Consider the following 22628-nt stretch of genomic DNA (forward strand, 5'->3'; position numbering starts at 1 on the left):
CTCCGTAACAGTACCGACACAAATTAAGGCTGAGCGGGCTTGGCAGAAGCCTCGCGGGAGATGGCCGTTTTCTCAAACGTCAGCTTAACACCCCGGTCTACCTCCAGCGTAACGGTAGTACCCTCAATGGCGGCAATTCGGCCGTGCATACCGCCAATAGTGACAACGCTATCGCCTTTTTTCAGATTTTCGACAAACGACTTTTGTTCTTTCTGTTTCTTCTGCTGGGGCCGGATCATAAAAAAGTAAAAAACGCCTATGATACCTGCCCACAACAGGACATTGTAGATCATGGAGGTAGTTTGGTCGGGCTGGGTGGCTTGGGCCTGTAGGAGAATCAGTTGCATAGGTACAGTGAGAGTTAAAACAGGAACGTAGTGCCGGCAAAACACCGGCACTACAGGATATGGTCAGGAAACCGGCTTTTGGGTCGAGTCAGCTACCGTATATTTCGGCTTCACCATAACCCGGAATTGCAGGTCGGTAATGGCCGGATCGGTATTGGCAAAAATGCTGACGGTCTTGTGCTGTTCACCTTGCTTGCCCCGGCTGTTGAAGCGCACCCGGATAAATGACTTGGCACCGGGTGCAATTGGCTCACGGGGCCATTCGGGCGTGGTACAGCCGCACGAAGCCGTGATGTTATTGATGATAAGCGGAATTGAGCCGTTATTGACGAACGTAAACGAGTGCTCCACGGTATCACCCTCAGTAATGGTCCCGAAATTATACACCCCTTTTTCAGCAAAGGTGATTTTCGGCACGTTGCCGGAGGTTGTTTCCTCCGAATGGTCGGTCTGTTGCTGACGATTGTCACAACTATACTGGCTAATGCTCACACTCACAATAGCCAGAAGGCAAAGCCATTTTTTACAAACTACGTACATGGCTGCTGAAACTACTGAATACGTCGGACAATTGGATGACTAACACAGATTATGAGTTCTGCCGCTTGATCTGGGCCATTAGCCGGTCGACATCCTCCAGGAGCCGCTCGGCTTTTTCACGGGCGTCGTTTACGACCCGCTGCCCTTCGGTTTTGGCAAAGCTTTCGGGCAGGTCGCTGGTTTCCAGCAGGTCGGCCAGGAGCTGTTGCAACTGTTCCCGGTATTTCGACAGGCGGTACGACAGTTTATCGCGGGTGACGGCTCCTTTTTCGGGAGCGTACAGAAGACCAAACAGAGCGCCGGCAGCGGCTCCGGTCAGAAAAAATGCCAAATCTCGGCTGTTTCTGCTCATAGCGTGTATGCAAATGAATGAGTTGTAATAGTAACGAAAAACTCAAACGGTCGGGCATTAGCGGTTGTCAATTAAACCGCGACCGCTCTTCCGGAGCTTGCCCTGAGCCGTCAGTTTTTCGGACAAGTTATCCAAAATTCCGTTGACAAACTTACCGCTTTTCGGTGTGCTATAGGCTTTGGCCAGCTCAATATATTCATTAATCGTAACTTTGACCGGAATGTTTGGAAAGTTAAGCAACTCGCAAACAGCCAGTTTTAGAATAATTTTATCGAGCATAGCAACGCGCTGCACATCCCAGTTTTTTAGCTGATCGGCCAGCAGTTTTTCGTATTCGTCGTCGTTTTCCAGTGCTTTCAGGTACAGCGTCGTCAGAAAAAGCTGATCTTCCTCCCAGTCGTCGGTGAGAGGCTCCAGTTGCACCCCCCCGGCGCTCTGCACGGATTTGAGCGTCCGGATGGCAAGGCCGCGGATCACTTCGCTGTTTTCGACCCAGCTCAAGTCGATTTCGGACAGGAAATTGTGAAATACCTCGTGCTTGAAGATAATCTGCCGAAGCACATACTGGGCCAGTTGCTGATCCTCGTCGGGGGTGTGGGTCCGCTGTTCGCAGTAAGCGCGGTACGTGTCATCGGCTTTCAGTACCTCGCGGTACGCTTTGCGGATAAAGTTAACTTCCTCCGACCAACTGATGTTCCGGCGGATCGCTTCGGTCTCCAGCGCTTTATGCGCGGCCAGCGCTTGTACTACGCGGTTTTTATCCAGCCCGGACTCTTGCGGAAAAGACTTTTCGTCGGGGTCCGGGTATTGGCGCTCCCGGTCAATGCGGGCAGCCTGACCGAGTTCGGGCAGCAGCAGCAGCACCCGCAGGTAGCCGTTGTAAATGCCTTTGGTTTCTTCGATCAAGGCCTGGGAAAGGTGCTGACGGTCTTTTCGGGAGCGGATCTGGTAAAACGTGAGGGCGTCATTGGCCGCTTTCAGCACACTGCTTGGTGCGTCATCATCGTCGGCGGCTTTATGCTCTTTCACAGCCTCCTGAAACAACAGGGAGGCCAACTGCCGGAAACCATCCAACTGCCGGCGGTCCTGGGGTTCCATGGAGTTGAGATCCGGCTGAAACAAATCATTGATGCCGTCCAGCGCCAGTTGCTGGTTCGACAATTCGGCCTGCCGTAAGGCATATAGGGCCTGCATAACTTTTATTCGGAGTAACCGTCTGCTCAACATCCCGCCAAAACACTATTTAGTCTGCTAATTCTACCGATAAGAAAAAGAACTTTCCGGAAAATCGTTGCAAAATTACGGCCTTTTCGGTAGTTTTCCCAACCGAAACTAAATCGCTTACCCTTATCGTATCACTTGTACTATGTTTAGTAACCGTTGGGCGGCCTGCGTCCGGAGTGTGGTTGTGTGTCTCTCCGTTGCGGGTCTGATGTCGGCTTGTAGTCCGTCTAACTATCCGTTTTTTCAGCCCCAAAGCGGCTTTCGTCACCAGGCTTCGGCCATTACTCATCCTTCGGTAGCCCCAGCCGATACACTTCCTAATACGGCACCGGCTATTCCGTCGGCGCTTCCGGTAAGCCCCCAAACACGGGCTGAAACCGAAACACCGGTTGGGCGTTTAACGGAGGTCCCGGCCTCTGTCGGCTCACCAAAGCCCCGTATCAGTCCGGTGCTGAGCCGAAATCCGGATGTGCCACAACGGCCGCGCAGCCCTGTTTTCTCCTGGGGCGAGACCGAATCGGTTCAGTATGTAGCCAAAAAGCTGACGCCGGCCGAGCGCAAAGCGTACAACAAAACCCGCCGGGTACCCACGCTGAACTGGCTTGCCCTGGCCGGGAGTCTGGTGCCATACGGTATTCTGATTCTCTCGCTCACGTCGGGTTTTGCCTGGGTAGCGGGCATGGTTTTTTCGCTGGGTTCGGTATTGGCCGGTATAGCAGGCCTCACTAAAATCAGCCGTAACCCCGAGAAATACAGGGGCAAAGGCTGGGCGATAAGCGCCATCCTGCTGGCTACCGGTTTTATGGGCGTCGCCCTCCTCGCCCTGGCGGCTTTATCAACCTCACGGGTAATCTGGGAATAGGAGTGAAGAATTAAGAGTTGCTGGCGCACGCCTTTTTAATTATTAACTCTTAACTCTCCCTGCAACCTTTCCGGCCGCGAAACTGTTGAGTTCGGAAAAGCCTTTGTCTGTTTATTGTGAAAGCACTATCCCACCTCAATAAATACCTTCTGAAGTACAAATGGTACCTGATCTGGGGTACTGTTTTCACCGTTATCTCTAACCTATTCGGCATTTTTCCGGCGCAGTTGGTGCGCTATTCACTCGACCTGGTTCGGGAGACGCTGGATATTTACTACCTCTATGATAAGGCGGAACTGCAGTCGGCGCTATACAAAATATTTGCGTTCAGTATTCTGCTGTATGGTATTCTGATTCTGGTGATGGCGCTGCTGAAAGGCTTTTTTCTGTTTCTGGTGCGCCAGACGCTCATCGTGATGTCGCGGCATATCGAGTATGATCTGAAGAACGAAATCTACGATCATTATCAGACGTTACCGCTTTCGTTTTACCGGCGGCATAATACGGGTGACCTGATGGCCCGTATCTCCGAAGACGTTAGTAAAGTGCGGATGTACGTTGGCCCCTCTATCATGTATGGGCTAAACCTGATTACGCTCTTTATTCTGGTGATTTCGTACATGGTATCGATTAATGCCCGACTATCGCTGTATGTGCTGCTGCCGCTGCCGATCTTGTCGGTAGCCATCTATATTGTCAATAATGTAGTGATCCGGCGGTCGGAGGAGATTCAGCGGAGTTTGTCGCGGCTGTCGACCACCGTACAGGAGGCCTTTTCGGGCATTCGGGTGCTAAAGGCATTTGTGAAAGAAGATACTTCGGCCGAAAATTTTGCCCGCGAAAGCGATCTTTACCGGCAGAAGTCATTGCAACTGACCAAGGTAGACTCGCTGTTTTTCCCCCTGGTGGTGCTGTTGGTTGGGCTGAGCAACGTGCTGGTGGTATTCGTTGGCGGTCAGGAGGTGATGGCCGGGCGGCTGACTCCCGGTAATATTACCGAGTTTATCCTGTACGTGTATATGCTGACGTGGCCGGTAATGGCACTGGGCTGGACCACCAGTCAGACACAGCGGGCGGCAGCCTCGCAGCAGCGAATCAACGAGTTTTTGGGGTATAAAACCGAGATTGTTTCCGAAAAGAAGCTAAAGCGGGAGATCGAAGGGGCACTCGAATTCAAGCACGTGCGGTTCGTGTATCCCGACTCCGGTATTGTGGCCCTGAAAGACTTTTCAATGCAGGTGAAAGCCGGTGAGTCTATTGCCATTCTGGGCACTACAGGTTCAGGAAAGAGTACCATTGCCAACCTGCTCACCCGCATGTACGACGCGAGTGCCGGCGAGATCAGGGTAGATAACATTCCGATCCGGGATTATAACCTGACCTCCCTCCGGGAGCAGATGGGTTATGTGCCGCAGGATGTTTTTCTGTTTTCCGAAACCATCAGCAACAATGTGCGGTTCGGTAAGCCCGATATGCCGCAGGAGCGTATTGAGCAGGCCGTTAGGGATGCCGACCTGTACCAGAACATCATTGATTTTCCGGAAGGCTTCGAAACGCGTATCGGCGAGCGGGGAATTACCTTGTCTGGTGGTCAGAAACAGCGCTTGTCTATCGCCCGCGCCATTGCCCGCGACCCGAAGATTCTGATTCTGGACGATTGCCTGTCGGCGGTAGACACTAACACCGAAAACATCATTTTGAATAACCTGAAGCGGATTATGGCCAACCGGACCTCGGTCATTATCTCCCACCGCGTTTCCTCTGCCAAGCTCGCCGACAAAATCATTGTACTCGACGACGGTGAAGTTGTCGAACAAGGTTCCCACGAAGAATTGCTGGCGCACAATGGCGCGTATCGGGAGCTGTACGAAAAACAGTTGCAGGCGGAAGAAGCCTAAGAGGTACTTAAGTTTTCACGCAAAGCGGTACCCCGCTTTGCGTGAAAATCTTACAACTGCGCCAATAGATACAGCACGGCCATCCGCACCGCCACGCCGTTTTCGACCTGATCCAAGATGATGGAGTGGTGCGAGTCGGCGGCATCGGAGGTCAGTTCGACGCCCCGGTTGATAGGGCCGGGGTGCATCAGCACAATCGGCCGGTCCAGTTCGTCCAGCATTTTCTTGTTGATGCCGTAGTAAAGCGAATATTCGCGTAGCGAGGGGAAGTATTTAATCTGCTGTCTTTCCAGCTGAATTCTCAGTACGTTAGCCACATCACACCAGGCCAGAGCTTCGCGTACGTTGTGGGAGACTTTTACCCCCAACGAGCCAATGTATTTCGGGATGAGGGTGGTGGGGCCGCAAACCATTACCTCGGCACCCTGGCGTTGCAGGCAGAAGATGTTTGACAGAGCCACCCGCGAGTGCAGAATATCACCGATGATGGCGACGCGTTTACCGGCAACATCGCCCAGTTTTTCGCGGATGGAAAATGAGTCGAGCAGGGCCTGGGTGGGGTGTTCGTGGGTACCGTCACCGGCATTGACCACGTTGGCGTTGATGCGGCTGGAGAGATAATGCGGGGCACCGGGGCTGGCGTGGCGCATGACAATCATATCGACTTTCATGGCCAGGATGTTGTTTACGGTGTCGAGCAGGGTTTCGCCTTTCTTCACCGAGCTGCCGGAGGCCGAAAAGTTGATGACGTCGGCGGAGAGCCGTTTCTCGGCTAGTTCAAACGAAAGGCGGGTGCGGGTTGAATTCTCGAAAAAGACATTGGCAATGGTAATATCCCGGAGAGAAGGTACTTTTTTGATGGGGCGGTTGATCACATCCTTAAACTCGCGGGCAGTATCCAGAATAAGCTGAATGTCGTTTTCGGTCAGGTTCTTGATGCCCAGCAGGTGTCGGACGCTGAGTTGTTGCATGAGGATTGTGAAGCAAAGTTTGGCAAAGATAGCGCCCTACCTGTATGAAGTCAAAGCACCCCCTCGCCTAAGCGCGTTCCGGCGCCAGGAGCGGGATGGCCAGGGGTGAGGTAGCCGCCAGGTAATCAGTTGGTTATGCCGATTACGAACTGAATTTGGCCAATAATAATTCCTTGATTACCTTGTTGATGGTACTCATAACCCAATACCCGCCTGGCCATGTTTAAGCGCGCTGATTCGATTCTGGGCCGTATCCTGTCCATCTTTTCAACACTGGCGATGCTCCTCATCGTTGCGGTGGCTACGTACCTCATGTGGTTTTACTACAAGGACCGGCAGCAACTGCAGCGGTTCGAGAACGAGGGCAGGGTGGTTCAGGTAAAAGTCGACGAGGTGGAGTGGGGGCGGGAAGAGTCCTGGCTCGATAAACTGGGCAACAGCGTATACATCCACTTCCGATATCAGGGTAAGCCGTACACCAGCCGGTGGGTGTTCGACACCAACTGGGTAGCCGGCGGTGATCGCATCCCGATGATGTATCACGCCGGTTTCGATGACTTCCGGCAGCCGGTATATGACGCATCGGCTCATTCAAACTATGTCCGGTCCCGATTGATCCGTTGGAGCGGCATCCCCTTCTACCAGAAAGACAATGTCGCCCTCGGCGGACTGGGTATTCTGGTAGCCGCGTTTATTCTGCTGACCTGTAGCTTATTCTTTCAACTAACCGGCTGGGCGTTGTGGCAGTGGATCGGACGGTTTGTTGCACTTGGCCTGTTGATTGTCGGATGCGTTTATTTCGCCTACGATAGCTGGCAGTATTATCAATACTATCAGCACATCAAACAAAACGGCCGCGAAACTTCCGTCGTTGTCGATGAGGTTGACCGGACGAGGCTTGGACGGCGTGGCCGAAGACGATCCAGCGCTTTTCGCAGCAGTGCGTATCATTACCGGGCGGTGGTGGAGGATGGCGGCAAAAAGCGGGTAATCCCCATTGAGGAGGCTGATTACGAAACACTGAAGCCCGGCGATAAGCTGGCGGTCTTGTACGATGCGGGCACCGATGATATGATGCCCAAAACCTACGGCCCTGATTACTGGCAGTTTGCCATACCAGTCTTCTTTTTGGTTATATCTATAGGGTTTGTATATATAATGCTCCGTCCGGACCGCAAGCGGTTATTGACGCGTTACAGGGTGTAGGTATTCAGGGCTGCCTGTAAATAACCCACAATGGTGTCCCGCAGGGCTTCGGGTTCGAGTACCGTCACATCCGGCCCAAACTCCAGAATTTTGGCTTCCAGTTCTTTATTGAGTTCTACGAGAAGCTGCACCCGGTAACTGCCGTCGGGTAAGCGCTTCTCGGTTTGCGTGGGGTGAATCTTTTTGGTAATGACGTACAGCGCCCGCTGCGGGCTGAAGCGCAACACCACCCACTGCGGATCACTGCCGGTTTTGGTTACGCCGATCACGTGCTGAAAATAACCGGTGAGGTCAACCGGCTTGGGCAAGGGGAAAACATCAAGCGTGGCGGTTTCGACGGGTGGTTGGGTGATCCGGTCGAGGGCGAATGGCCAGATGCGCCGGGTATCGTCAGATAGTTTATCCCAGGCAATCAGATACCAGCGGTTGTTGAACTCCTTCAGCATCAGCGGCCATACCGTACGCCAGGCCGGTTCGGTAGCCGCATAAGGCTGGTAGCAGATCCGGACGAATACGCCCCGGTGCAGGAACCGGTGTAGCGGGATCAGGTACAGTCGTCCTTTCAGATCTGGATTTTCAAATTCGATACGCGGGTTCGGCTCCGCCCGAATTACGCTCACCTGTTGCTCCAGACTTAGGAGCGCTTCTTCCAGACCGGCTAGCGCCCGGCTGTTGGTTTCTGCCAGTTGCCGCACCAGCGCCAGCACTTCGTTGAGGGTGCCCAGCGGCTCATCTTCCAGACCTTCCAGCAGCGAATACGCACGGGCATAGCGGTAGCCGTAATAGCGACTGGATTCCACCGGGGCATTCAGCATCCGACGCATAAAGTAAATGTCGCTGCGGATAGTGCGCAGGCTAACGGCCTCATCTAAGGCACGGCAACTATCGGCCAGTTTGTCGCCGGAGCAGGCGCCCTGCCGCAATTGCTTATGGATAGCTAATAATCGCTTGAGCCGTTTGTCGGCCGATTGCTTATCGGTCATACGTGTTATTTTCTTCAGCGGAAGCAAAGATGTAACTGAGGTTTTTCCGACGCAAGTGGCTGCGCTACTTTCGTGTCGTCAACCAAACCAGTACACGATGACAATCGCCACGCAAACCATCTTCGACCATCTGCCCTTTACGGCCACCCGCGAACAGGCCAACGCGCTGTACCAGTTGGAGGAGTTTACCGCTCCCGACTATACCGACGACGTGTTTGTCCTCTGTGGGGCCGCCGGTACCGGCAAGACGTCGCTGGTGAAAGCCGTGGTGGACCACCTCGAAGCGCAGCAGATCCGGTATTACCTGACGGCCCCCACCGGCAGGGCGGCCAAGGTGCTCAGCCGCAAGACCAATGCGCTGGCGCATACGGCGCATCATGTGCTGTACACCCCGCAGACGCTCGCCGACGGCCGGGTGCTGCTGACCCGTAAACCCGTTACGGCCGAACCGTACAGCGTCTATGTGGTAGATGAGGCTTCCATGATCAGCGACCGGAATCGGACCGACGGCAGCTTTGTAGCCGCCAAATCGCTGCTGTTCGACCTGCTGGACCATATCAAGCAGAGCAATCCGCGCAATAAGGTTATTCTGATCGGCGACCGCTACCAGTTAGCCCCGGTGGGCGAGGAGTTTTCCCCGGCGCTGGAACCCGGTTATCTGGAACGTACGTACCGCATGAGCGTCAGGTCGGCTCATTTGACGGAGGTAAAACGGCAGGACAACGGCTCGCCCATCCTGACTATGGCAACCGACATCCGCCGGCGGAGCGATGCGGGTCTGGCGCTGAACCGGCTCGATGTTCCCCGGTTATCGTCGTATAGCGCCGGCGTTACGCGCTACCTGAACTTGTACCGCCCCGGGAACCCGGATTACGTCATTATGATCGGGTCGAGCAACAACGTGGTTAACAATTTCAACGAGATTATCCGGAAACGGCTGGGCTTTGCTGGATCGGTATTAGCAATTGGCGATCAGGTGGTGATAAACGAAAACTGGTCTGATGGCACGCGCCTGCTGATGAAAGGCGATACCGGTCGGGTGGTAGAATTGGACCCAACCACCGAAAAACGGGCGGCCCTGACGTTTCAGCGGGCGGTGCTGGCCTTTACGGAACCCTCCGGCGAGCCGTTTACCGTGACGACCTGCGTGTTATTGGACACCCTGACCAGCGAGCGGGGCGACATTGACCCGGAGGACATGAAGAATCTGAAAGCCGAGCGGATGGCCAAAAACGCCACCTACCGTCAAACTGAACGGGCCTACGCCGACCCTTACATGGGTGCCATGCGCCTGCGCTACGGCCACGCCCTCACCTGCCACAAAGCACAGGGTGGCGAGTGGATTCACGTCATGCTGCACCCCTACCAGCGCCCCAACGACTACCGGTACGCCTACACCGCCGTAACACGGGCCCGGGAGACGGTGGTGAGCTGGGAGCCGGGCTGGTCAAACTGAAAGATCAGCATCTGAAATTGCCTGTTAAAATTTGTTTATCTTGCAAAAACCAAGGTCTGTTAAGTTATGGAAGTCTATTCTGTTGAAATTATCGATCCTAAAGCAAAGGAGTTGCTGCAGGATATGGCGGATAAAGAATTGATTGTACTGAAGCCAACCAGCATACCGGTAAAGTCAAAGCCGTTAAGCGAGGAGGAGCTAGCTCAAGCTCGTGCCCGAATAATGCGTGGCAGCCCCTCGCTGGATGTAGATGAAATGGTTGCGCATATTCGAGAGACTCGCGACCGTAGACTTCCTTTCCGTGACGACGAATGAAATTATACGACTCAAATCTGGTGATTTACGCTGCCAGCGGGCTTTGTTGCATGGCTAGGTTGGAGGCTTTTTGACAGCCATCGGCAACCCTAATCTAGAAAACCGATTCAGGCAATCTGCCTTTAGGCGTACCTCTACCTGTTGACGACTCAAGGTTCGGCTCCGTAAGCGTTCCCCGAATATTACTTTCAACCGATACATACCCGTCTCGGCCTTGCTCCGGCGGTGGTAGCCTACCGCTCGTTTCCAGTCCGCTAAGCCCAAGGTTTTTATCTTCAACACAGCCTGGTTGCGATCATGCACCAGGGGCTGCCTGTCTTGATCCAACCACAAAATCGCATTGGCTCGCGGGGGAATGATAGCCTGAATCTGCTGTTGCTGGAGGTAGTCATACACTTTCTTTTGATCGTAAGCGCCGTCGGCCACTACTTTATTAACCGGCAGGGTAATCGCTTCCAGCAAGGGCTCCAGCATAGCTGCACCATCTATGTCACTGCTAGTCAGAGTAATAGCTAACACCTGATTGGTAGCTTCATTATAGGCCATATGCACTTTACGCCAGCTCCGGCGCTTACTGAATCCATGTTGCCTCACCTTCCACCGCGCGGGCGGCCCCGTCTCCCTCCCCATATACCTTAACGCCCGTACTATCGACCACCACATAAACCGCTGCTTCCTCACTGGAAGCGTCTTGGCTGGGCGCTAGTTGTTGGCTGAGTTGAGCTTGCCGACGGCACAACTGGGTATAACTGGGTACTTGCAGGTCGAGCTTGAGCGTCTGAAGTAAACTGCTTAGAAAGCCTTGGGTCTGGCGGAAAGCCAGCCCCAGCACATATTTGAGGTGTAGGGCGCATTCGATACAGGCATCCGAGTAGCGAAAGGCCCCACCGGGCTTTTGAGGGCCGGTGTAATACCAGTTTTCCAGCACTTGTTCATCAAACCAGAGTTGGAGGTTGCCGCGTTGAATGAGGGCCTGATTGTAAGCGGGCCAATTGGTCAGCCGGTAAGCGGCTTTGGGCTGCTGAGGGGCTACTGATTTGGTTTTTTTGGGGAGTTTAGCGCCTTTTTCGGCTTGTTTGGGCGTAAAAAAGCGGATCTTTCGGTGAGCACTGGTACCCATAGGGGAAACTTTGATGGTTTGGCGATCTCAAAGTTACCAGTGCTTTTTTTATGTTTGGCCATCAACGGCTCTGCCATGCAACAAAGCCGAGCTGGCGCAGAAAAACCCCTATTTCAAGTCTTTGCTCAAGACAAACCGCGTCAAGCCAAATCCGGATTCGTTCAGCGAGTTAACCAACAAAGAAACAGAATACTTCCAGAATGTGCCCGCTCCGGCCACCCTGTTTCTGCTGACCAAGCCGGATGCCGACTGTCAAACACTGGAACGTAAATACGGCTACGTCGTTTTGGGCGGAAACAACCTGGCTAAAGCCCGCTTCCTGTTCAGCTTCGCCCTGAGAACGTTTACTAAGAAGAATTCAGCCTACACCGACTGGTCATTCATCGAACCGTTTCGGCACCCGTTCAATGCAATGGTGATTGCAGATAATTATATCCTGAAGGATTCAGACCTGATAAAGCAGAACTTATTACCTTTTCTGAAGAACTTTCTGCCCGAGCGCCTGGACCACAATGCCTTTCAGCTAACCATACTCACTATGGAAGTACCCAACCTGAAGCAGCGGTACCAGGACCTCTCCCAGCAGTTGAAGCAGACATTTCCTTACCCGGTTCACATATGTATTGTAAAATGTAACAAGGATGAGCTGCACGACCGCAATATTCTGACCAACTACTTCTGGCTGAGTTCCGGTTATGGCTTTGCCTTATTTAACAAGAATGGCAACGTTGCGAAGGATACCCATGTTTCACTATTTTCCCGCTTTTACCCAAACCAATCAACCGTTGTTTACGACGGACCTAAAGCGGTTCCGCTCGTTGGGCAACAGGCTGTTTCGACGATGTGTAACACCTTAGGGGGTATATTCAAAGGCATCAGTTCAGGAAAACCAAAAAATATTGGGTACGAGACGTATGTGTGTGGCGAGCGAACTAACCGGCTTCTAAGCTAAAGGCTATTTGGTATTTATCCCCGTAGGGAGCGTCTGTCAATAGTGAAGTAGGTGAGCAGGCAATCGGGCGTGCCGTAGGTACGCTACAGGTTCGGCTACAAGGAGCGTACCTACGGCACGCCTGAAAATACCATTTTTGTTGCTATTAACCGACCGTACCTACGTCACGTTACTACAGCAGAGAAATGTACCGTATTTTAATAATCAGGTTTAAACATATGCAATATGCTTCACCCACCCAACATCCACTCAGTTATTGCAGCCTTCTTCGTGATAAGCCATCCGGTAAGCTTACCCGTTTTGCTCAGCGGCCAGAAAATGGAAGCTACGGACGCCAGTGATGTTAATATTTTGGTAGAGCTGGCTGCAACCGCCAAAGCCGGCGTTGGGGCACCAGTCGGATAGTTACCGCTCGCTAAATATGAAAATAAAATGTTTGGTAGAAATTAGGCCTTTTCGGAATTTATTGACAACTTTACCCGTAATTCAAATTAATTCTAATGCAAACAGGTAAAGTAAAATTCTTCAATGAATCCAAAGGATACGGATTCATTGTGCCAGACGGTACTGGCGAGGACATCTTCGTACACGTATCGGGCCTTATTGACCAGGTTCGTGAAAATGACCAGGTTAAATTCGAGGTTGAGAAAGGCAAAAAAGGCCTAAACGCCGTAAACGTAGAACTTATCTAATCGAAAGATTCTGAATAAATCTTGGTTTACGTACGAAGCGCTGGCAATTCCCAGCGCTTTTTGCTTGTATAGCGTGTTTAATTCTTCGTGTACACCCGTACCCAATCTATCTCCATAATGCCCTCGTTCGCAATGGACGAAGCAGGCGGGTTCCCAAAATAATCACCGCCAACCGCCAGGTTCAGCGTCACTTTCTCTTCTTTGCCAAACAGGTCCGCCACATATCCGCCCGTCTTTTTGTCGACCTGTTGCCCATCCAGGTAAAACGTCAGCGCGTCTTTCGTCCAAACCAGTTCGTAGATATGCCAACAACTCTGTAGGCTGGCCGACGTGTAAATATGCGCTTCGGCGTTTCTGACCAGATTCACGTTCACCTGTCGGCCGTAAAAGTAGTTGGTGTGGTACACCTTGTCTTCGTTGCCCCTGGCTTCCAGAATATCGATTTCCCCTTTGGTCGGCCAGGGATCGCCGTACGACCAGAACGCCGGCCACATGCCATATCCACTGGGCAACTTAATGCGAGCCATCATCCGGATCTGGCCCTGCGTCGCGTTTGGGGCGAAAAGGGTTTTCGTTTCGATCCGACCCGAGGTGAAGTTGAATGACTTCGACGCAGTGTTGGAGGGATTTGTTTTTCCAGTTACTGGCGTGGCCTCCTTTACGGCACGGATGTACAGGATGCCCCCGGCGACCGACAAATTCTTTGGCGCTGTGGTGTATAACTGAAGCTCGTTATTGTAGGCCCCGCTGCTCCAGGCACCCCATTGACTGCTCGCATCCGCCGGGTTTTGCGTAAATTCATCCTCGAACGCCAGCGTCCAGCCCGTAGTCGCCGTCTGGCTGAGGGTCGCATTGCACGGCACTGTGTACGTAGTGGCCGCTGGAGCCGACGGCCGGGCCGTGGTGTCGGAACTGACCTGAACTACTTCCGGGGCCGACCGGCAGCTACACAGTAAAAGTATAGATAGTAGACCAACGCCCACTATTTGGCCTGATAATTGTCTTATCATAGTATGATAGAGTTTTTGAAAGTGCAATAAACGTTTTGTTCTGGAATATAAAAGTTAACGTCGAAAAAAATGCCTCCACGTAACAGTAAATTTGGATTAATGATCGGTGCCATGCTGATGGTGGCATCGGTAGGGTGCCAGTCGAATAGCTATAAGGGGAACGGAGATACCGGTCTTTCGTCTTTGCTGGAGAGACTAAAGGTGTTTAAGCGTGATAAACCGGAGGCTCAGATGGCTCTGCAGCGGCTGAATAAATACGCTGATTCTCTGGGGATTGATACAACAAAATACTCTGTTGCGTTCAACCCGACGGACCCGATGGCGAACGAAGACAAAGCCTCGGAAAAATTGTCGAAACTGCTGATGGAACTGCGTTACGGCGATAAAATTCCGGGCCTGGCCTTTCACGGCCTGCGCAAAGAAGAGAAAGTAGATACGGCCTGGGTAAACGCACAGGTGACGGCGGAGTCAATATCAGGTGATGCGCTGATCAGTCAGGTGAAGCAATCGACCCAGTTTGAACCGTATGCACAATTAGTGGGGCATTATCAACAACTTCGGGGAAATACATCGACGGACACCTTAGAGGCCATTAAGCGGACACTGAACTATTACCGATGGCTGAATCGCTTCGATTACGACCGGTTTGTGGTGATCAACATTCCGGCCGCCGAACTGACCATATACGATAAGTCGGGTAAGCGTCTGTTGCCGATGGAGGTGATTGTAGGTAAACAGGATACGCAGACGCCGGTCTTTACGTCACACCTGAAAGATATTATCACCTATCCGTATTGGAACGTGCCCGAAAGCATCGCTACGAAAGAGATCCTGCCGAAAATGCGACGCAATGCCGCTTTCCTCGACAGTCAGAATATGCAGGTGGTAACCCAGGCAGGGAAAGAGGTTGACCCGTATTCGATAGACTGGGCCGGTATTTCGGCCGACGAGTTTGTAAAGAAGTACCGTTTCCGGCAATCGACGGGCTGTGATAATGCGCTGGGGGTAATGAAGTTTAATCTGGACAGCCCATTTGCTATTTACCTGCACGACACCAACAGCCGTGAACTATTTTCGACCACTAATGATCGCTGGCGTAGCCACGGCTGTATGCGGGTGCAGAAGCCGGTCGAGCTGGCTAATTTTCTGATGGGATCAGAAAAATTCGATCCGGGTTTTCTGGACCGGTGTATGATCGATCAGAAACCGCGGACCTTTCCGCTCCCGAAACCGTTTCCGGTTTTTATCGCCTACAATCTGGTGGATGTAGACGACCAGGGTAAACTGGCCTTTCACAAAGACGTTTACAAGGTCGCTAAATAAGTCGACTTTTTAAGGTAGTCCTGATTGGGGTAATACACAAACAGACAGGAGCCACCTTTTACCGCTGTGATAATTTGTTTGGACATGGCATTTGGTACCGCCGGACAGCCCTGGCTGCGACCCAGCCGGCCTGTTCGGCGGACAAAATCTTCACAAACGTAATCGGCCCCATGCAATACAATAGCGCGGTCGTATGCATTATCGTTAAAGCCTTTCTCTAACCCTTTCAATTTCAGCGACAGGCCATGCTTACCCATATACGTATCCAGCGTTTTATAAAAACCCAGACTGGACTTGTTCGATGAATTTACGTTGGAAAAACTGCTCGCCATTAGCTCACCGGTATTGCGGCCGTGCGACACATAGGTATGAAACAATAATTTTTTGTTGGCCAGATCAATAACGTACAGCCGCTTTTTGGTAGACGGCTGGCTCATATCAACAATGGATATAATAGGCTTGGCGTCTATTTTCTGTAATCCGCGTAGCGCGTACTCAAAAACCTCCCGCTTCAGACCCGCAGCACCCAGGTGTAAATCATCATACGCCCGGAACCAGGCTGATAGCGATTCACCGGGAACAACAGGGCGCTCGGCACGTACATAATGGGCAAACGTAGCAGGAGAGAGGGTCAGCAGGCTAAAAGACAGACAAACAGATACCAGGGCTTTTTTCATAAGTCCAGAATACGATTAAGGTTGATTAGTCAGGGATATTCTAGTAACGCCTAAATTGTGGAATTAATTCTACAGGCTAACTATTTTATGTGTTTTAGCGCTATTTTAAGCTAAGTTTAATGATTATCCGGCAATAAATGCCGGTATGCCTCACAAAAATATTTTTCGGTTATCCATACTACCTGATACCCATCCCCGGGCTTCCTGCAACGGCTCTCCAGCATTCGTGTCTTTTTACCCAAATTCGGTCCGGGTCGGTAACTGCACCAAAAAAAATTCACCTATTTTTAGGCGTTGTAACTTTTGTTAACTTTTGTGTAGTCCTATGATAAGTAACTACTCTTTTCTTAATCGAAATCAGCTCCGGCGGGCCTGGTTGCTGGTTTTTACGCTCTTGCTGACGGGAAGTGCCTGGGCGCAAACCCAACGCTATACGCTGACAGGCCGGGTTACCGACGCCAATGGACAACCTCTGCCCGGCGTGACGGTGCAGGTGGCAGGCACTACCATCGGCACCGCCACCGATGCAGACGGGAACTACTCCTTTGTGGCCAACGTCCGGCCGGGCACCTATACGCTCAACGTTAGTGCCGTAGGGTATGGACCAACCACCACTACCGTGTCGCTGGGCAACCAGGAAACAATAACGACCAATAGCACCCTCCGGGAAGATATTCTGAACCTGGACGAGGTGGTGGTGACGGGATCGACCATCCGCACCACCCGGCGTGAACTTGGCAACGCCATCAATACCATCCGGACCGAGAGCCTGACGCAGACGGGTTCCGGTGGCTTGCTAAATAGCTTACAGGGCAAAATTCCGGGGGCGCAGATCGTGCAGAACTCCGGCGATCCGGCCGGTGCCCTGTCGGTGCGGTTGCGGGGGGTAAAATCGCTGTCGGGTTCGTCGGACCCCTTGTACGTCATTGATGGCGTAATTGTCAGCAACGCCAGCCAGAATGTATCGCAGCTTGCCCTGTCGGACCAGATAGGCACGGCGCAGCCGGGTGTAAACCGCCTGGCCGATATTAATCCGACAGACATTGCCAGCATCAACGTCATTAACGGAGCCGCTGCGGCTGCCCAATACGGCTCCCGGGCGGCCAATGGGGTGGTGCTCATTACAACCAAGCGCGGTCAATCGGGGGCACCCCGCCTGTCGTTTACCACCAGTTTCAACGTCAACGAACTGCGCAAAGGCGTTCCCATCACTACCTATCCGAAGCAGTTTGGTTTTGCCGGGCTGCGGCTGCACACCATCGGCGGGATCTCGGCGGCTCAGATTGCGGCCAACCCTGGTGTCACTACGGTGGGCATTGTTCGCGATGGGGTGACAACTCAACTCGCCACAAACCTGGTGGATGTTCAGCGGTATAATTATTTCGACCAGATTTTCCGGACCGGCTACGGCACCGATAACACGCTGTCGCTGTCGGGTGGCCGTGACAATACCCAATACTACGTTTCATTTGGGTACCTGCTGAACCAGGGAATCATTAAAGGAACTGATTTTTCCCGATACAATCTGCGGGCACGGCTCGATCAGCGGCTGACCAACTGGGCCAAACTGTCGGCGGGTCTGAGTTACATCAACAGCCTGTCGAACGAGAAGGCCAACGGAAATGTCTTTTATAGCCCAATCAACTCGGTGACCATCACCAACAACCTCTGGGATATTACCCAGCGCGATGCTGCCGGAAACCTCCAGGCCGTAGAGCCGACCCGCGTAAACCCGCTTTCGACCATTGAGGATATGACGTTTACGCAGGCCGTGAACCGGACCATCAGCGATGTGCAACTGAACCTGACCCCGCTGAAAGGCCTGAGCGTCGACTGGATTGTCGGTGTTGATACCTACTCGCAACTTGGCCGGAATTACATTCGGCCGTATCCCTACCAGTCGGTAGCTCAACTGCCGCTTGAGCGATATCCCTTCGGCTACGCGGCTACGGTCAACAACCAGGTGTTGCTGTTCAACTCCGATGTAAACGTTGGCTATGAGCGGAATTTGAGCGACGCTTTCAAACTAAACGTCATCGCGGGTTTCAACTATCAGTTCAGCCAGCAGGACTACAGCCAGGCCAACGGACAGAATCTGGCTCCCTTTATCGAGACCGTAAGCGGAGCTGCCAGTACCACCCTGCGGGCCGGTTATGGCCTGGACCGTTTCAACCTGAGCGGCTATTTCGGTCAGGCTACGGTAGGCTTCCGGAATCTGGCCTTCCTGACGGCGGCTGTTCGTCGCGACCGTTCGTCAAAGTTTTCGCCTTCGGAGACCAATCAGGTGTATCCAAAACTGAGTGGTTCGTTGGTGGTGTCTGACCTTGATTTCTGGAAGAACGGCAGTTTTGCCACCGCCTTCAATGCGCTTAAACTGCGGGCGTCGTACGGTGAAGCCGGTAACCTGTCGGGTATTGGAAGCTACAGCCGTTTCTGGCAGTTCCAGCCGGTGGGTTTTCTGGGCCGTAACACCATCATCCCAAGCTCAATTCTGGCTAACCCGCGGGTGCGGCCGGAGCGGATGGAAGAAATTGAAGGTGGGGCCGACCTGTCGTTCCTGAACAACCGGCTGAACCTGACGTTTACGGCCTACCGCCAGCGGATCAAAGACCTGGTGGTGAACCGGGTACTGGCTCCGTCGACGGGTGGTTCCAGCATTGTAAATAACGTCGGCGAAATGGAGAACAAAGGTTTTGAAATTTCTCTCGACCTGGTGCCGGTGCGGACCAAAGACCTGAGCTGGAATATAACCCTGCTGTACAATCAGAACCGTAACAAGGTGCTTTCGCTGGGCAGCCCCACTATCGCCATCAACAACGTGGCGGGCGCACCAGTATTCCTGATCGAGGGCCAGCCTGCCAGCGTGTTCTACGGCTTTCCCTTTGCCCGGAACGCCGACGGCTCGCTACTGCTCACCCCGCAGGGCCTGCCACAGCGGGAGCGGGGTGCCCAAACCAGTGTGACGGAGTATACCCCCCAGCGAACCACCGAAGGACAACCAACCGGGGCCTACGTGCTGAAGGTGATCGGTAACCCCAACCCGAAATGGACCGGCTCATTCAACAGCGACCTGACGTATAAGCGGGCAACATTGCATATTCTGCTTGATGCCGTACAGGGACTTGAGGTGTTTAACGCCGATAAGCGGACTCGTGAGAACGTGGGTATCGGCGAACTGGCCGAGAAAGAAATGAAGGGCGAATTGCCTCGGGGCTATATTTTTTCCATCGGAACGATCGAAGAGTTCCGGATCGATAATGGTTCCTTCGTTAAACTGCGGGAGGTAGGTCTGAGCTACCAATTGCCGAATTTTGTGCGGATTTTGAGTAACCTGAACGTGTCTTTGATCGGCCGGAACCTGATTTCGTGGGATAAATACAACGGCTTCGACCCCGAAACCAACGCGGGTGGTACGTCGGACCTCCTGCGGGGTGTCGACTTCGGTAACGTACCCATTCCGCGTACGTACCGCCTTCAACTCTCGGCCACGTTCTAAATCAGTCTAACACCCAGTATTTAACATCCGGAATCCAATGAGAAAATATATTATAGCAACCGGTTTTGTGGGTTTACTACTTACCCAGAATGCCTGCCGGGAGGAATACCTGAATCCGAGTGCTGCCAGCGAGCAGCAGGTGGTGAACTCCACCAGTGGGCTGATTACGCTGGCGAACGGCATGCAATTTCGGTATACGGTGGGGCGGGAGGGAGCCCTCTACAATGCCGTGGCCGCCAGTGGCCTGACCACCCGCGAACTGCGCGTGCTGAACGCCGGTAATACCGATGAACTGTTGCTGGAGCAGGGGTATAATAGCGTACAGGGTAACAATGCCGTAATCCGGAACCTGTGGACCAGCAGCCAACTGACCCGCAACATTGCCGATATTATTCTGCAGAATGTCGATCGGGTGGTGCAGGACCCCGGTACCCGGAGTGGCCTGGTGGCGTATGCGTCTATTTTTAAGGCGTTGTCGCTGGGAACGCTGGCCCGGTTTTTTCAGCAGGCACCAATTGTTACGGGGACCAATGCCCAGTTTGTTAACCGCGAACAAATGCTGCGGGAGGCCATCCGCCAACTGGAAGCAGCCGCCACGCTGGTGAGTGCCACCCCGGTAGGAGCCGGTTTTACCAGTCAGGTTGTGCCGGGTTTTGACATTCCGAACACACTTCAGGCGCTGATTGCCCGGTATAGCCTGTTTGTAGGCGATTACGATAAAGCCATTGCAGCCGCCGGACGGGTAAACCTGACAGTGCGGTCGTTCTTCTCGTTCGACGAAAACAGCCGTAATCCGGTGTTTGAAGTAGCCTTCAGCAACCGGAACGTCTTTGAACCCACCAACGCGAATCTGGGTCTGAGCGGGGTGCTGGCCCCCGACCCCGCCGACCGGCGCATTGCGTTTTATACCCAGACGGCGAACACAGCCCGCAACCTGGGTACGGGTTTCTACACGGCCAATAACGCGCCGGTTCCGGTGTATCTGCCTGGTGAGATGCTGCTGATCCGGGCGGAGGCATATGCCCGCAAAGGTGATCTGGACAACGCCATTACGGAGCTGAACCGGGTACTGACCAAGACAACCGATGCCTGGGGTATTGGTGCCGGATTGCCCGCATATTCGGGCCCACGCACGCAGGAGGCCGTTTTGGCGGAGATTTACCGAAACCGGCTGATTGAACTGGCGTATATGGGATTCCGGCTGGAAGACAGCCGCCGGTTCAGCCGGTCGGGGCCGGGCTCTACCGTACCGCAGGCCAGTCAGGAGCGGAATCGTAACTTTTTGCCCTATCCGCAGACCGAACGGTTCAATAACAGCAGTACGCCGGAAGACCCGACGAGTTGATTTTCTCCCCAACCCCCTTCAGGGGGTTGGGGAGAAATACCCCCACATGAATTATGTTCAATTACGAGGAAACTGTCCGCAGCGAACTCTACACCTGGCAGCAGAAGATGTTGAAACCACCCTCTTCGCTTAACCGGCTGTCCAGGGGGGTTCAGCGCCGGATGAACAACCTGATTCCGGATAAGATTCACCAGGCCATTACAACGGCTATCAGGCAAATGACCCGCGCTGTGCTTTTCGGTGCCGGATACACTACCCGGCAGCCGCTCGCCCATGTATCCTTTGAACTGCGCGAGGCTGCCGTACGTGATCGTATTGCGATCTACAAAAAGGCCGGAGCCGCCGAGGGTGGAGTGACCGGTGCCGGCGGTATCCTGCTGGGCCTGGCCGATTTTCCGCTGCTGCTGAGTCTGAAGATGAAAATGCTGTTCGATATTGCCGCGTTATACGGGTATTCGGTAACCGATTACCGGGAGCGGCTGTATATCATGTATATCTTTCAACTGGCGTTTTCGAGTCAGGAGCGACGTCGGGAGGTATACCTTCAAATGGAGAACTGGGCAGAACACTGCCGGGAACTGCCCGAGGATATTAACCAGTTCGACTGGCTCACCTTTCAGCAGGAATACCGCGATTATATTGACCTGGCCAAAATGGCACAACTCATACCCGGCATCGGCGCGGCCGTCGGGCTGGTCGTCAACTGGCGGCTGGTCGGTCAACTCGGCACTACCGCCATGAACGCCTACCGGATGCGGTGGCGTGAAACAGATTTTAAGGCACTTAACAATCAGTAAGGCTGGAGGAACACTCACCTACTCGCCAACTACCGCCCGGCCAGCCCTGCGAGCCATCGCCTGGGCAATCACGCTGGCGGCAATCAGTTGCAGGGCGTGGTACAGCATAATGGGCAGCAGCACAATACCCACAACGGTGGCGTCGGGAAATAATACTTTCGACATGACACTGCCCTGCACGAGCGACTTCTTGGAGCCGCAGAACAGGGCTGTAATCCGGTCTTCCCGGTTAAAGCCCATCCAGTTACCAGCCACATACGTGATGCCGTATACCAGAAAAAACAGCGCAAGCATCAGGCCGCTCAGCCCGATGATGTCCCCGGCGCTATAGCCCGCAAACATGTTCCGGGCAAAGGATTCGCAGAAGGAGGTGTATACGATCAGCAGAATTACCGATTGATCGAAATACCGGATGTATTTACGATTTCGGTCGGCAAAGCCACCGATGCGTTTGTTCAGCACCAACCCGAGTACCACCGGCAGCAATACCTGTAGGGTAAGTTTGCCTATGACCGGCCAGAGGTCAAACTCCAGCGAACTGGTGCTCAAAAACAAGCCCATCCAGAGGGGTGTAATAAATACTCCGATCAGGCTGGAGATGCTGGCGTTAAAAATCGCAGCCGGCAGGTTTCCTCCCGCAATGGAGACCATCACCACCGAAGAAGATACCGTTGATGGCAGCGCAGCCACATAAAAGGCTCCCAGCCACAGCAATGGCTGGTTCCCCGCAGCAAATACCTCCCGGACGGCCAGTACCAGCAGCGGAAACACCAGAAATGTCGTGACATGAACCAGCATATGTAGCCGCCAGTTGCTTAGCCCGGCCCGCAGTTTCTCCAGGTTCAGCCGCAGGCCATATAAGAAGAAGATGAGCGTAACGCCGTAATTGGCAATGCGGGACAACGAAAACGGGCCTTCCTGAATACCAGGGGCCGGCCACAGGTACGCCAGCAGAATCATGCCGATCAGGGCCAGCAGGAAGCCGTCGAGGCCGGCCCGCCGGGCTAAGGCGCCCATCTGAGATAAGCGGGAAACAGAAGCTGAGTTGGCGGGTACTCCGTC

At 53.4% G+C, this 22628-nt stretch carries 22 protein-coding genes; 11 read left to right on the top strand and 11 right to left on the bottom strand.

Features of this window, described 5'->3' with window-relative positions:
* Positions 1-23: 23 nt before the first annotated feature.
* From yajC to nusB, 4 genes are all read right to left on the bottom strand, one after another.
* Complete coding sequence (gene yajC, locus ABD931_RS04290; RefSeq protein WP_345264287.1) at positions 24-347, bottom strand: preprotein translocase subunit YajC; 324 nt, start codon at positions 345-347, stop codon at positions 24-26.
* Positions 348-410: 63 nt separating this feature from the next.
* Positions 411-887, bottom strand: a complete 477-nt coding sequence (locus ABD931_RS04295) for a DUF1573 domain-containing protein (protein ID WP_345264289.1) — start codon at positions 885-887, stop codon at positions 411-413.
* A gap of 49 nt (positions 888-936) precedes the next feature.
* Positions 937-1239 (bottom strand): YtxH domain-containing protein, encoded by a 303-nt coding sequence (locus ABD931_RS04300; RefSeq protein ID WP_345264291.1) that lies wholly within the window; start codon positions 1237-1239, stop codon positions 937-939.
* A 57-nt stretch (positions 1240-1296) separates the two neighbouring features.
* Positions 1297-2433: a transcription antitermination factor NusB gene (gene nusB, locus ABD931_RS04305; RefSeq protein ID WP_345264293.1), complete on the bottom strand. Its 1137-nt coding sequence runs from the start codon at positions 2431-2433 to the stop codon at positions 1297-1299.
* A 172-nt stretch (positions 2434-2605) separates the two neighbouring features.
* On the opposite strand from nusB, the gene ABD931_RS04310 reads away from it, so the two are divergent.
* Positions 2606-3325 carry a hypothetical protein gene (locus ABD931_RS04310; protein ID WP_345264295.1) on the top strand — a complete coding sequence of 240 codons (720 nt, stop codon included), beginning with the start codon at positions 2606-2608 and terminating at the stop codon, positions 3323-3325.
* Between the two features lie 116 nt (positions 3326-3441).
* Positions 3442-5223 (top strand): ABC transporter ATP-binding protein, encoded by a 1782-nt coding sequence (locus tag ABD931_RS04315; RefSeq protein WP_345264297.1) that lies wholly within the window; start codon positions 3442-3444, stop codon positions 5221-5223.
* Positions 5224-5273: 50 nt separating this feature from the next.
* On the opposite strand, the gene ABD931_RS04320 is transcribed toward ABD931_RS04315, so the two are convergent.
* Positions 5274-6194, bottom strand: a complete 921-nt coding sequence (locus tag ABD931_RS04320) for an aspartate carbamoyltransferase catalytic subunit (protein WP_345264299.1) — start codon at positions 6192-6194, stop codon at positions 5274-5276.
* Between the two features lie 219 nt (positions 6195-6413).
* Here ABD931_RS04320 and ABD931_RS04325 point away from each other — a divergent pair, with 219 nt between their 5' ends.
* The gene (locus ABD931_RS04325) at positions 6414-7400 is read left to right on the top strand and encodes a hypothetical protein (RefSeq protein WP_345264300.1); all 987 of its coding nucleotides are present in this window, start codon (positions 6414-6416) and stop codon (positions 7398-7400) included.
* On the opposite strand, the gene ABD931_RS04330 is transcribed toward ABD931_RS04325, so the two are convergent.
* Positions 7388-8383, bottom strand: coding sequence for a helix-turn-helix transcriptional regulator (locus ABD931_RS04330; protein WP_345264301.1), 996 nt, complete (start codon positions 8381-8383; stop codon positions 7388-7390). The genes ABD931_RS04325 and ABD931_RS04330 overlap by 13 nt on opposite strands.
* A 97-nt stretch (positions 8384-8480) precedes the next feature.
* On the opposite strand from ABD931_RS04330, the gene ABD931_RS04335 reads away from it, so the two are divergent.
* Both ABD931_RS04335 and ABD931_RS04340 read left to right on the top strand, forming a co-directional pair.
* Complete coding sequence (locus tag ABD931_RS04335) at positions 8481-9839, top strand: ATP-dependent DNA helicase (RefSeq protein ID WP_345264302.1); 1359 nt, start codon at positions 8481-8483, stop codon at positions 9837-9839.
* A 66-nt stretch (positions 9840-9905) separates the two neighbouring features.
* A complete protein-coding gene (locus ABD931_RS04340; protein ID WP_345264303.1) occupies positions 9906-10154 on the top strand; it encodes a hypothetical protein in 249 nt (82 codons plus the stop codon).
* A gap of 54 nt (positions 10155-10208) precedes the next feature.
* Here the strand turns inward: ABD931_RS04340 and ABD931_RS04345 are convergent, their stop codons facing one another.
* On the bottom strand, positions 10209-10817 hold the full coding sequence (locus ABD931_RS04345) for an IS5 family transposase (RefSeq protein ID WP_345264304.1): 609 nt from the start codon (positions 10815-10817) through the stop codon (positions 10209-10211).
* Positions 10726-11274, bottom strand: coding sequence for a transposase (locus ABD931_RS04350; protein WP_345264306.1), 549 nt, complete (start codon positions 11272-11274; stop codon positions 10726-10728). The genes ABD931_RS04345 and ABD931_RS04350 overlap by 92 nt, the downstream gene beginning before the upstream one ends.
* A 121-nt stretch (positions 11275-11395) precedes the next feature.
* Here ABD931_RS04350 and ABD931_RS04355 point away from each other — a divergent pair, with 121 nt between their 5' ends.
* Together ABD931_RS04355 and ABD931_RS04360 are read left to right on the top strand one after the other, a co-directional pair.
* Complete coding sequence (locus ABD931_RS04355; RefSeq protein ID WP_345264308.1) at positions 11396-12226, top strand: hypothetical protein; 831 nt, start codon at positions 11396-11398, stop codon at positions 12224-12226.
* Between the two features lie 500 nt (positions 12227-12726).
* Positions 12727-12918: a cold-shock protein gene (locus tag ABD931_RS04360; RefSeq protein WP_345250190.1), complete on the top strand. Its 192-nt coding sequence runs from the start codon at positions 12727-12729 to the stop codon at positions 12916-12918.
* A 77-nt stretch (positions 12919-12995) separates the two neighbouring features.
* Here ABD931_RS04360 and ABD931_RS04365 read toward each other — a convergent pair whose 3' ends face one another.
* A complete protein-coding gene (locus ABD931_RS04365) occupies positions 12996-13928 on the bottom strand; it encodes a glycoside hydrolase family 16 protein (RefSeq protein WP_345264310.1) in 933 nt (310 codons plus the stop codon).
* Positions 13929-13997: 69 nt separating this feature from the next.
* Between ABD931_RS04365 and ABD931_RS04370 the strand changes: the two genes are divergently transcribed.
* Complete coding sequence (locus ABD931_RS04370) at positions 13998-15251, top strand: L,D-transpeptidase family protein (RefSeq protein WP_345264312.1); 1254 nt, start codon at positions 13998-14000, stop codon at positions 15249-15251.
* On the opposite strand, the gene ABD931_RS04375 is transcribed toward ABD931_RS04370, so the two are convergent.
* Positions 15233-15928 (bottom strand): murein L,D-transpeptidase catalytic domain family protein, encoded by a 696-nt coding sequence (locus tag ABD931_RS04375; protein WP_345264314.1) that lies wholly within the window; start codon positions 15926-15928, stop codon positions 15233-15235. The two genes, ABD931_RS04370 and ABD931_RS04375, sit on opposite strands and share 19 nt — an antisense overlap.
* Before the next feature lie 325 nt (positions 15929-16253).
* On the opposite strand from ABD931_RS04375, the gene ABD931_RS04380 reads away from it, so the two are divergent.
* Genes ABD931_RS04380 through ABD931_RS04390 form a run of 3 tightly spaced genes read left to right on the top strand, consistent with a single transcriptional unit; the run spans position 16254 to position 21566 of the window.
* A complete protein-coding gene (locus tag ABD931_RS04380) occupies positions 16254-19424 on the top strand; it encodes a SusC/RagA family TonB-linked outer membrane protein (protein ID WP_345264317.1) in 3171 nt (1056 codons plus the stop codon).
* Between the two features lie 37 nt (positions 19425-19461).
* Entirely contained in the window at positions 19462-20769 is a 1308-nt protein-coding gene (locus ABD931_RS04385) for a RagB/SusD family nutrient uptake outer membrane protein (protein ID WP_345264319.1), read from the top strand.
* A gap of 53 nt (positions 20770-20822) precedes the next feature.
* A complete protein-coding gene (locus tag ABD931_RS04390) occupies positions 20823-21566 on the top strand; it encodes an EcsC family protein (RefSeq protein WP_345264321.1) in 744 nt (247 codons plus the stop codon).
* 18 nt (positions 21567-21584) lie between these two features.
* On the opposite strand, the gene ABD931_RS04395 is transcribed toward ABD931_RS04390, so the two are convergent.
* A complete protein-coding gene (locus tag ABD931_RS04395; protein WP_345264472.1) occupies positions 21585-22583 on the bottom strand; it encodes a bile acid:sodium symporter family protein in 999 nt (332 codons plus the stop codon).
* Positions 22584-22628: the final 45 nt, after the last annotated feature.

This window comes from Nibrella viscosa, assembly GCF_039541875.1.
GTDB classification, from domain to species: domain Bacteria; phylum Bacteroidota; class Bacteroidia; order Cytophagales; family Spirosomataceae; genus Nibrella; species Nibrella viscosa.

Excerpts from the sequence above, each read along its gene's own strand:
- yajC (WP_345264287.1), bottom strand. The coding sequence starts at position 347 with ATGCAACTGATTCTCCTACAGGCCCAAGCCACCCAGCCCGACCAAACT.
- ABD931_RS04295 (WP_345264289.1), bottom strand. The coding sequence starts at position 887 with ATGTACGTAGTTTGTAAAAAATGGCTTTGCCTTCTGGCTATTGTGAGT.
- ABD931_RS04300 (WP_345264291.1), bottom strand. The coding sequence starts at position 1,239 with ATGAGCAGAAACAGCCGAGATTTGGCATTTTTTCTGACCGGAGCCGCT.
- nusB (WP_345264293.1), bottom strand. The coding sequence starts at position 2,433 with ATGCAGGCCCTATATGCCTTACGGCAGGCCGAATTGTCGAACCAGCAA.
- ABD931_RS04310 (WP_345264295.1), top strand. The coding sequence starts at position 2,606 with ATGTTTAGTAACCGTTGGGCGGCCTGCGTCCGGAGTGTGGTTGTGTGT.
- ABD931_RS04320 (WP_345264299.1), bottom strand. The coding sequence starts at position 6,194 with ATGCAACAACTCAGCGTCCGACACCTGCTGGGCATCAAGAACCTGACC.
- ABD931_RS04325 (WP_345264300.1), top strand. The coding sequence starts at position 6,414 with ATGTTTAAGCGCGCTGATTCGATTCTGGGCCGTATCCTGTCCATCTTT.
- ABD931_RS04330 (WP_345264301.1), bottom strand. The coding sequence starts at position 8,383 with ATGACCGATAAGCAATCGGCCGACAAACGGCTCAAGCGATTATTAGCT.
- ABD931_RS04335 (WP_345264302.1), top strand. The coding sequence starts at position 8,481 with ATGACAATCGCCACGCAAACCATCTTCGACCATCTGCCCTTTACGGCC.
- ABD931_RS04340 (WP_345264303.1), top strand. The coding sequence starts at position 9,906 with ATGGAAGTCTATTCTGTTGAAATTATCGATCCTAAAGCAAAGGAGTTG.
- ABD931_RS04345 (WP_345264304.1), bottom strand. The coding sequence starts at position 10,817 with ATGTGGTGGTCGATAGTACGGGCGTTAAGGTATATGGGGAGGGAGACG.
- ABD931_RS04350 (WP_345264306.1), bottom strand. The coding sequence starts at position 11,274 with ATGGGTACCAGTGCTCACCGAAAGATCCGCTTTTTTACGCCCAAACAA.
- ABD931_RS04360 (WP_345250190.1), top strand. The coding sequence starts at position 12,727 with ATGCAAACAGGTAAAGTAAAATTCTTCAATGAATCCAAAGGATACGGA.
- ABD931_RS04365 (WP_345264310.1), bottom strand. The coding sequence starts at position 13,928 with ATGATAAGACAATTATCAGGCCAAATAGTGGGCGTTGGTCTACTATCT.
- ABD931_RS04370 (WP_345264312.1), top strand. The coding sequence starts at position 13,998 with ATGCCTCCACGTAACAGTAAATTTGGATTAATGATCGGTGCCATGCTG.
- ABD931_RS04375 (WP_345264314.1), bottom strand. The coding sequence starts at position 15,928 with ATGAAAAAAGCCCTGGTATCTGTTTGTCTGTCTTTTAGCCTGCTGACC.
- ABD931_RS04380 (WP_345264317.1), top strand. The coding sequence starts at position 16,254 with ATGATAAGTAACTACTCTTTTCTTAATCGAAATCAGCTCCGGCGGGCC.
- ABD931_RS04385 (WP_345264319.1), top strand. The coding sequence starts at position 19,462 with ATGAGAAAATATATTATAGCAACCGGTTTTGTGGGTTTACTACTTACC.
- ABD931_RS04390 (WP_345264321.1), top strand. The coding sequence starts at position 20,823 with ATGTTCAATTACGAGGAAACTGTCCGCAGCGAACTCTACACCTGGCAG.
- ABD931_RS04395 (WP_345264472.1), bottom strand. The coding sequence starts at position 22,583 with ATGGGCGCCTTAGCCCGGCGGGCCGGCCTCGACGGCTTCCTGCTGGCC.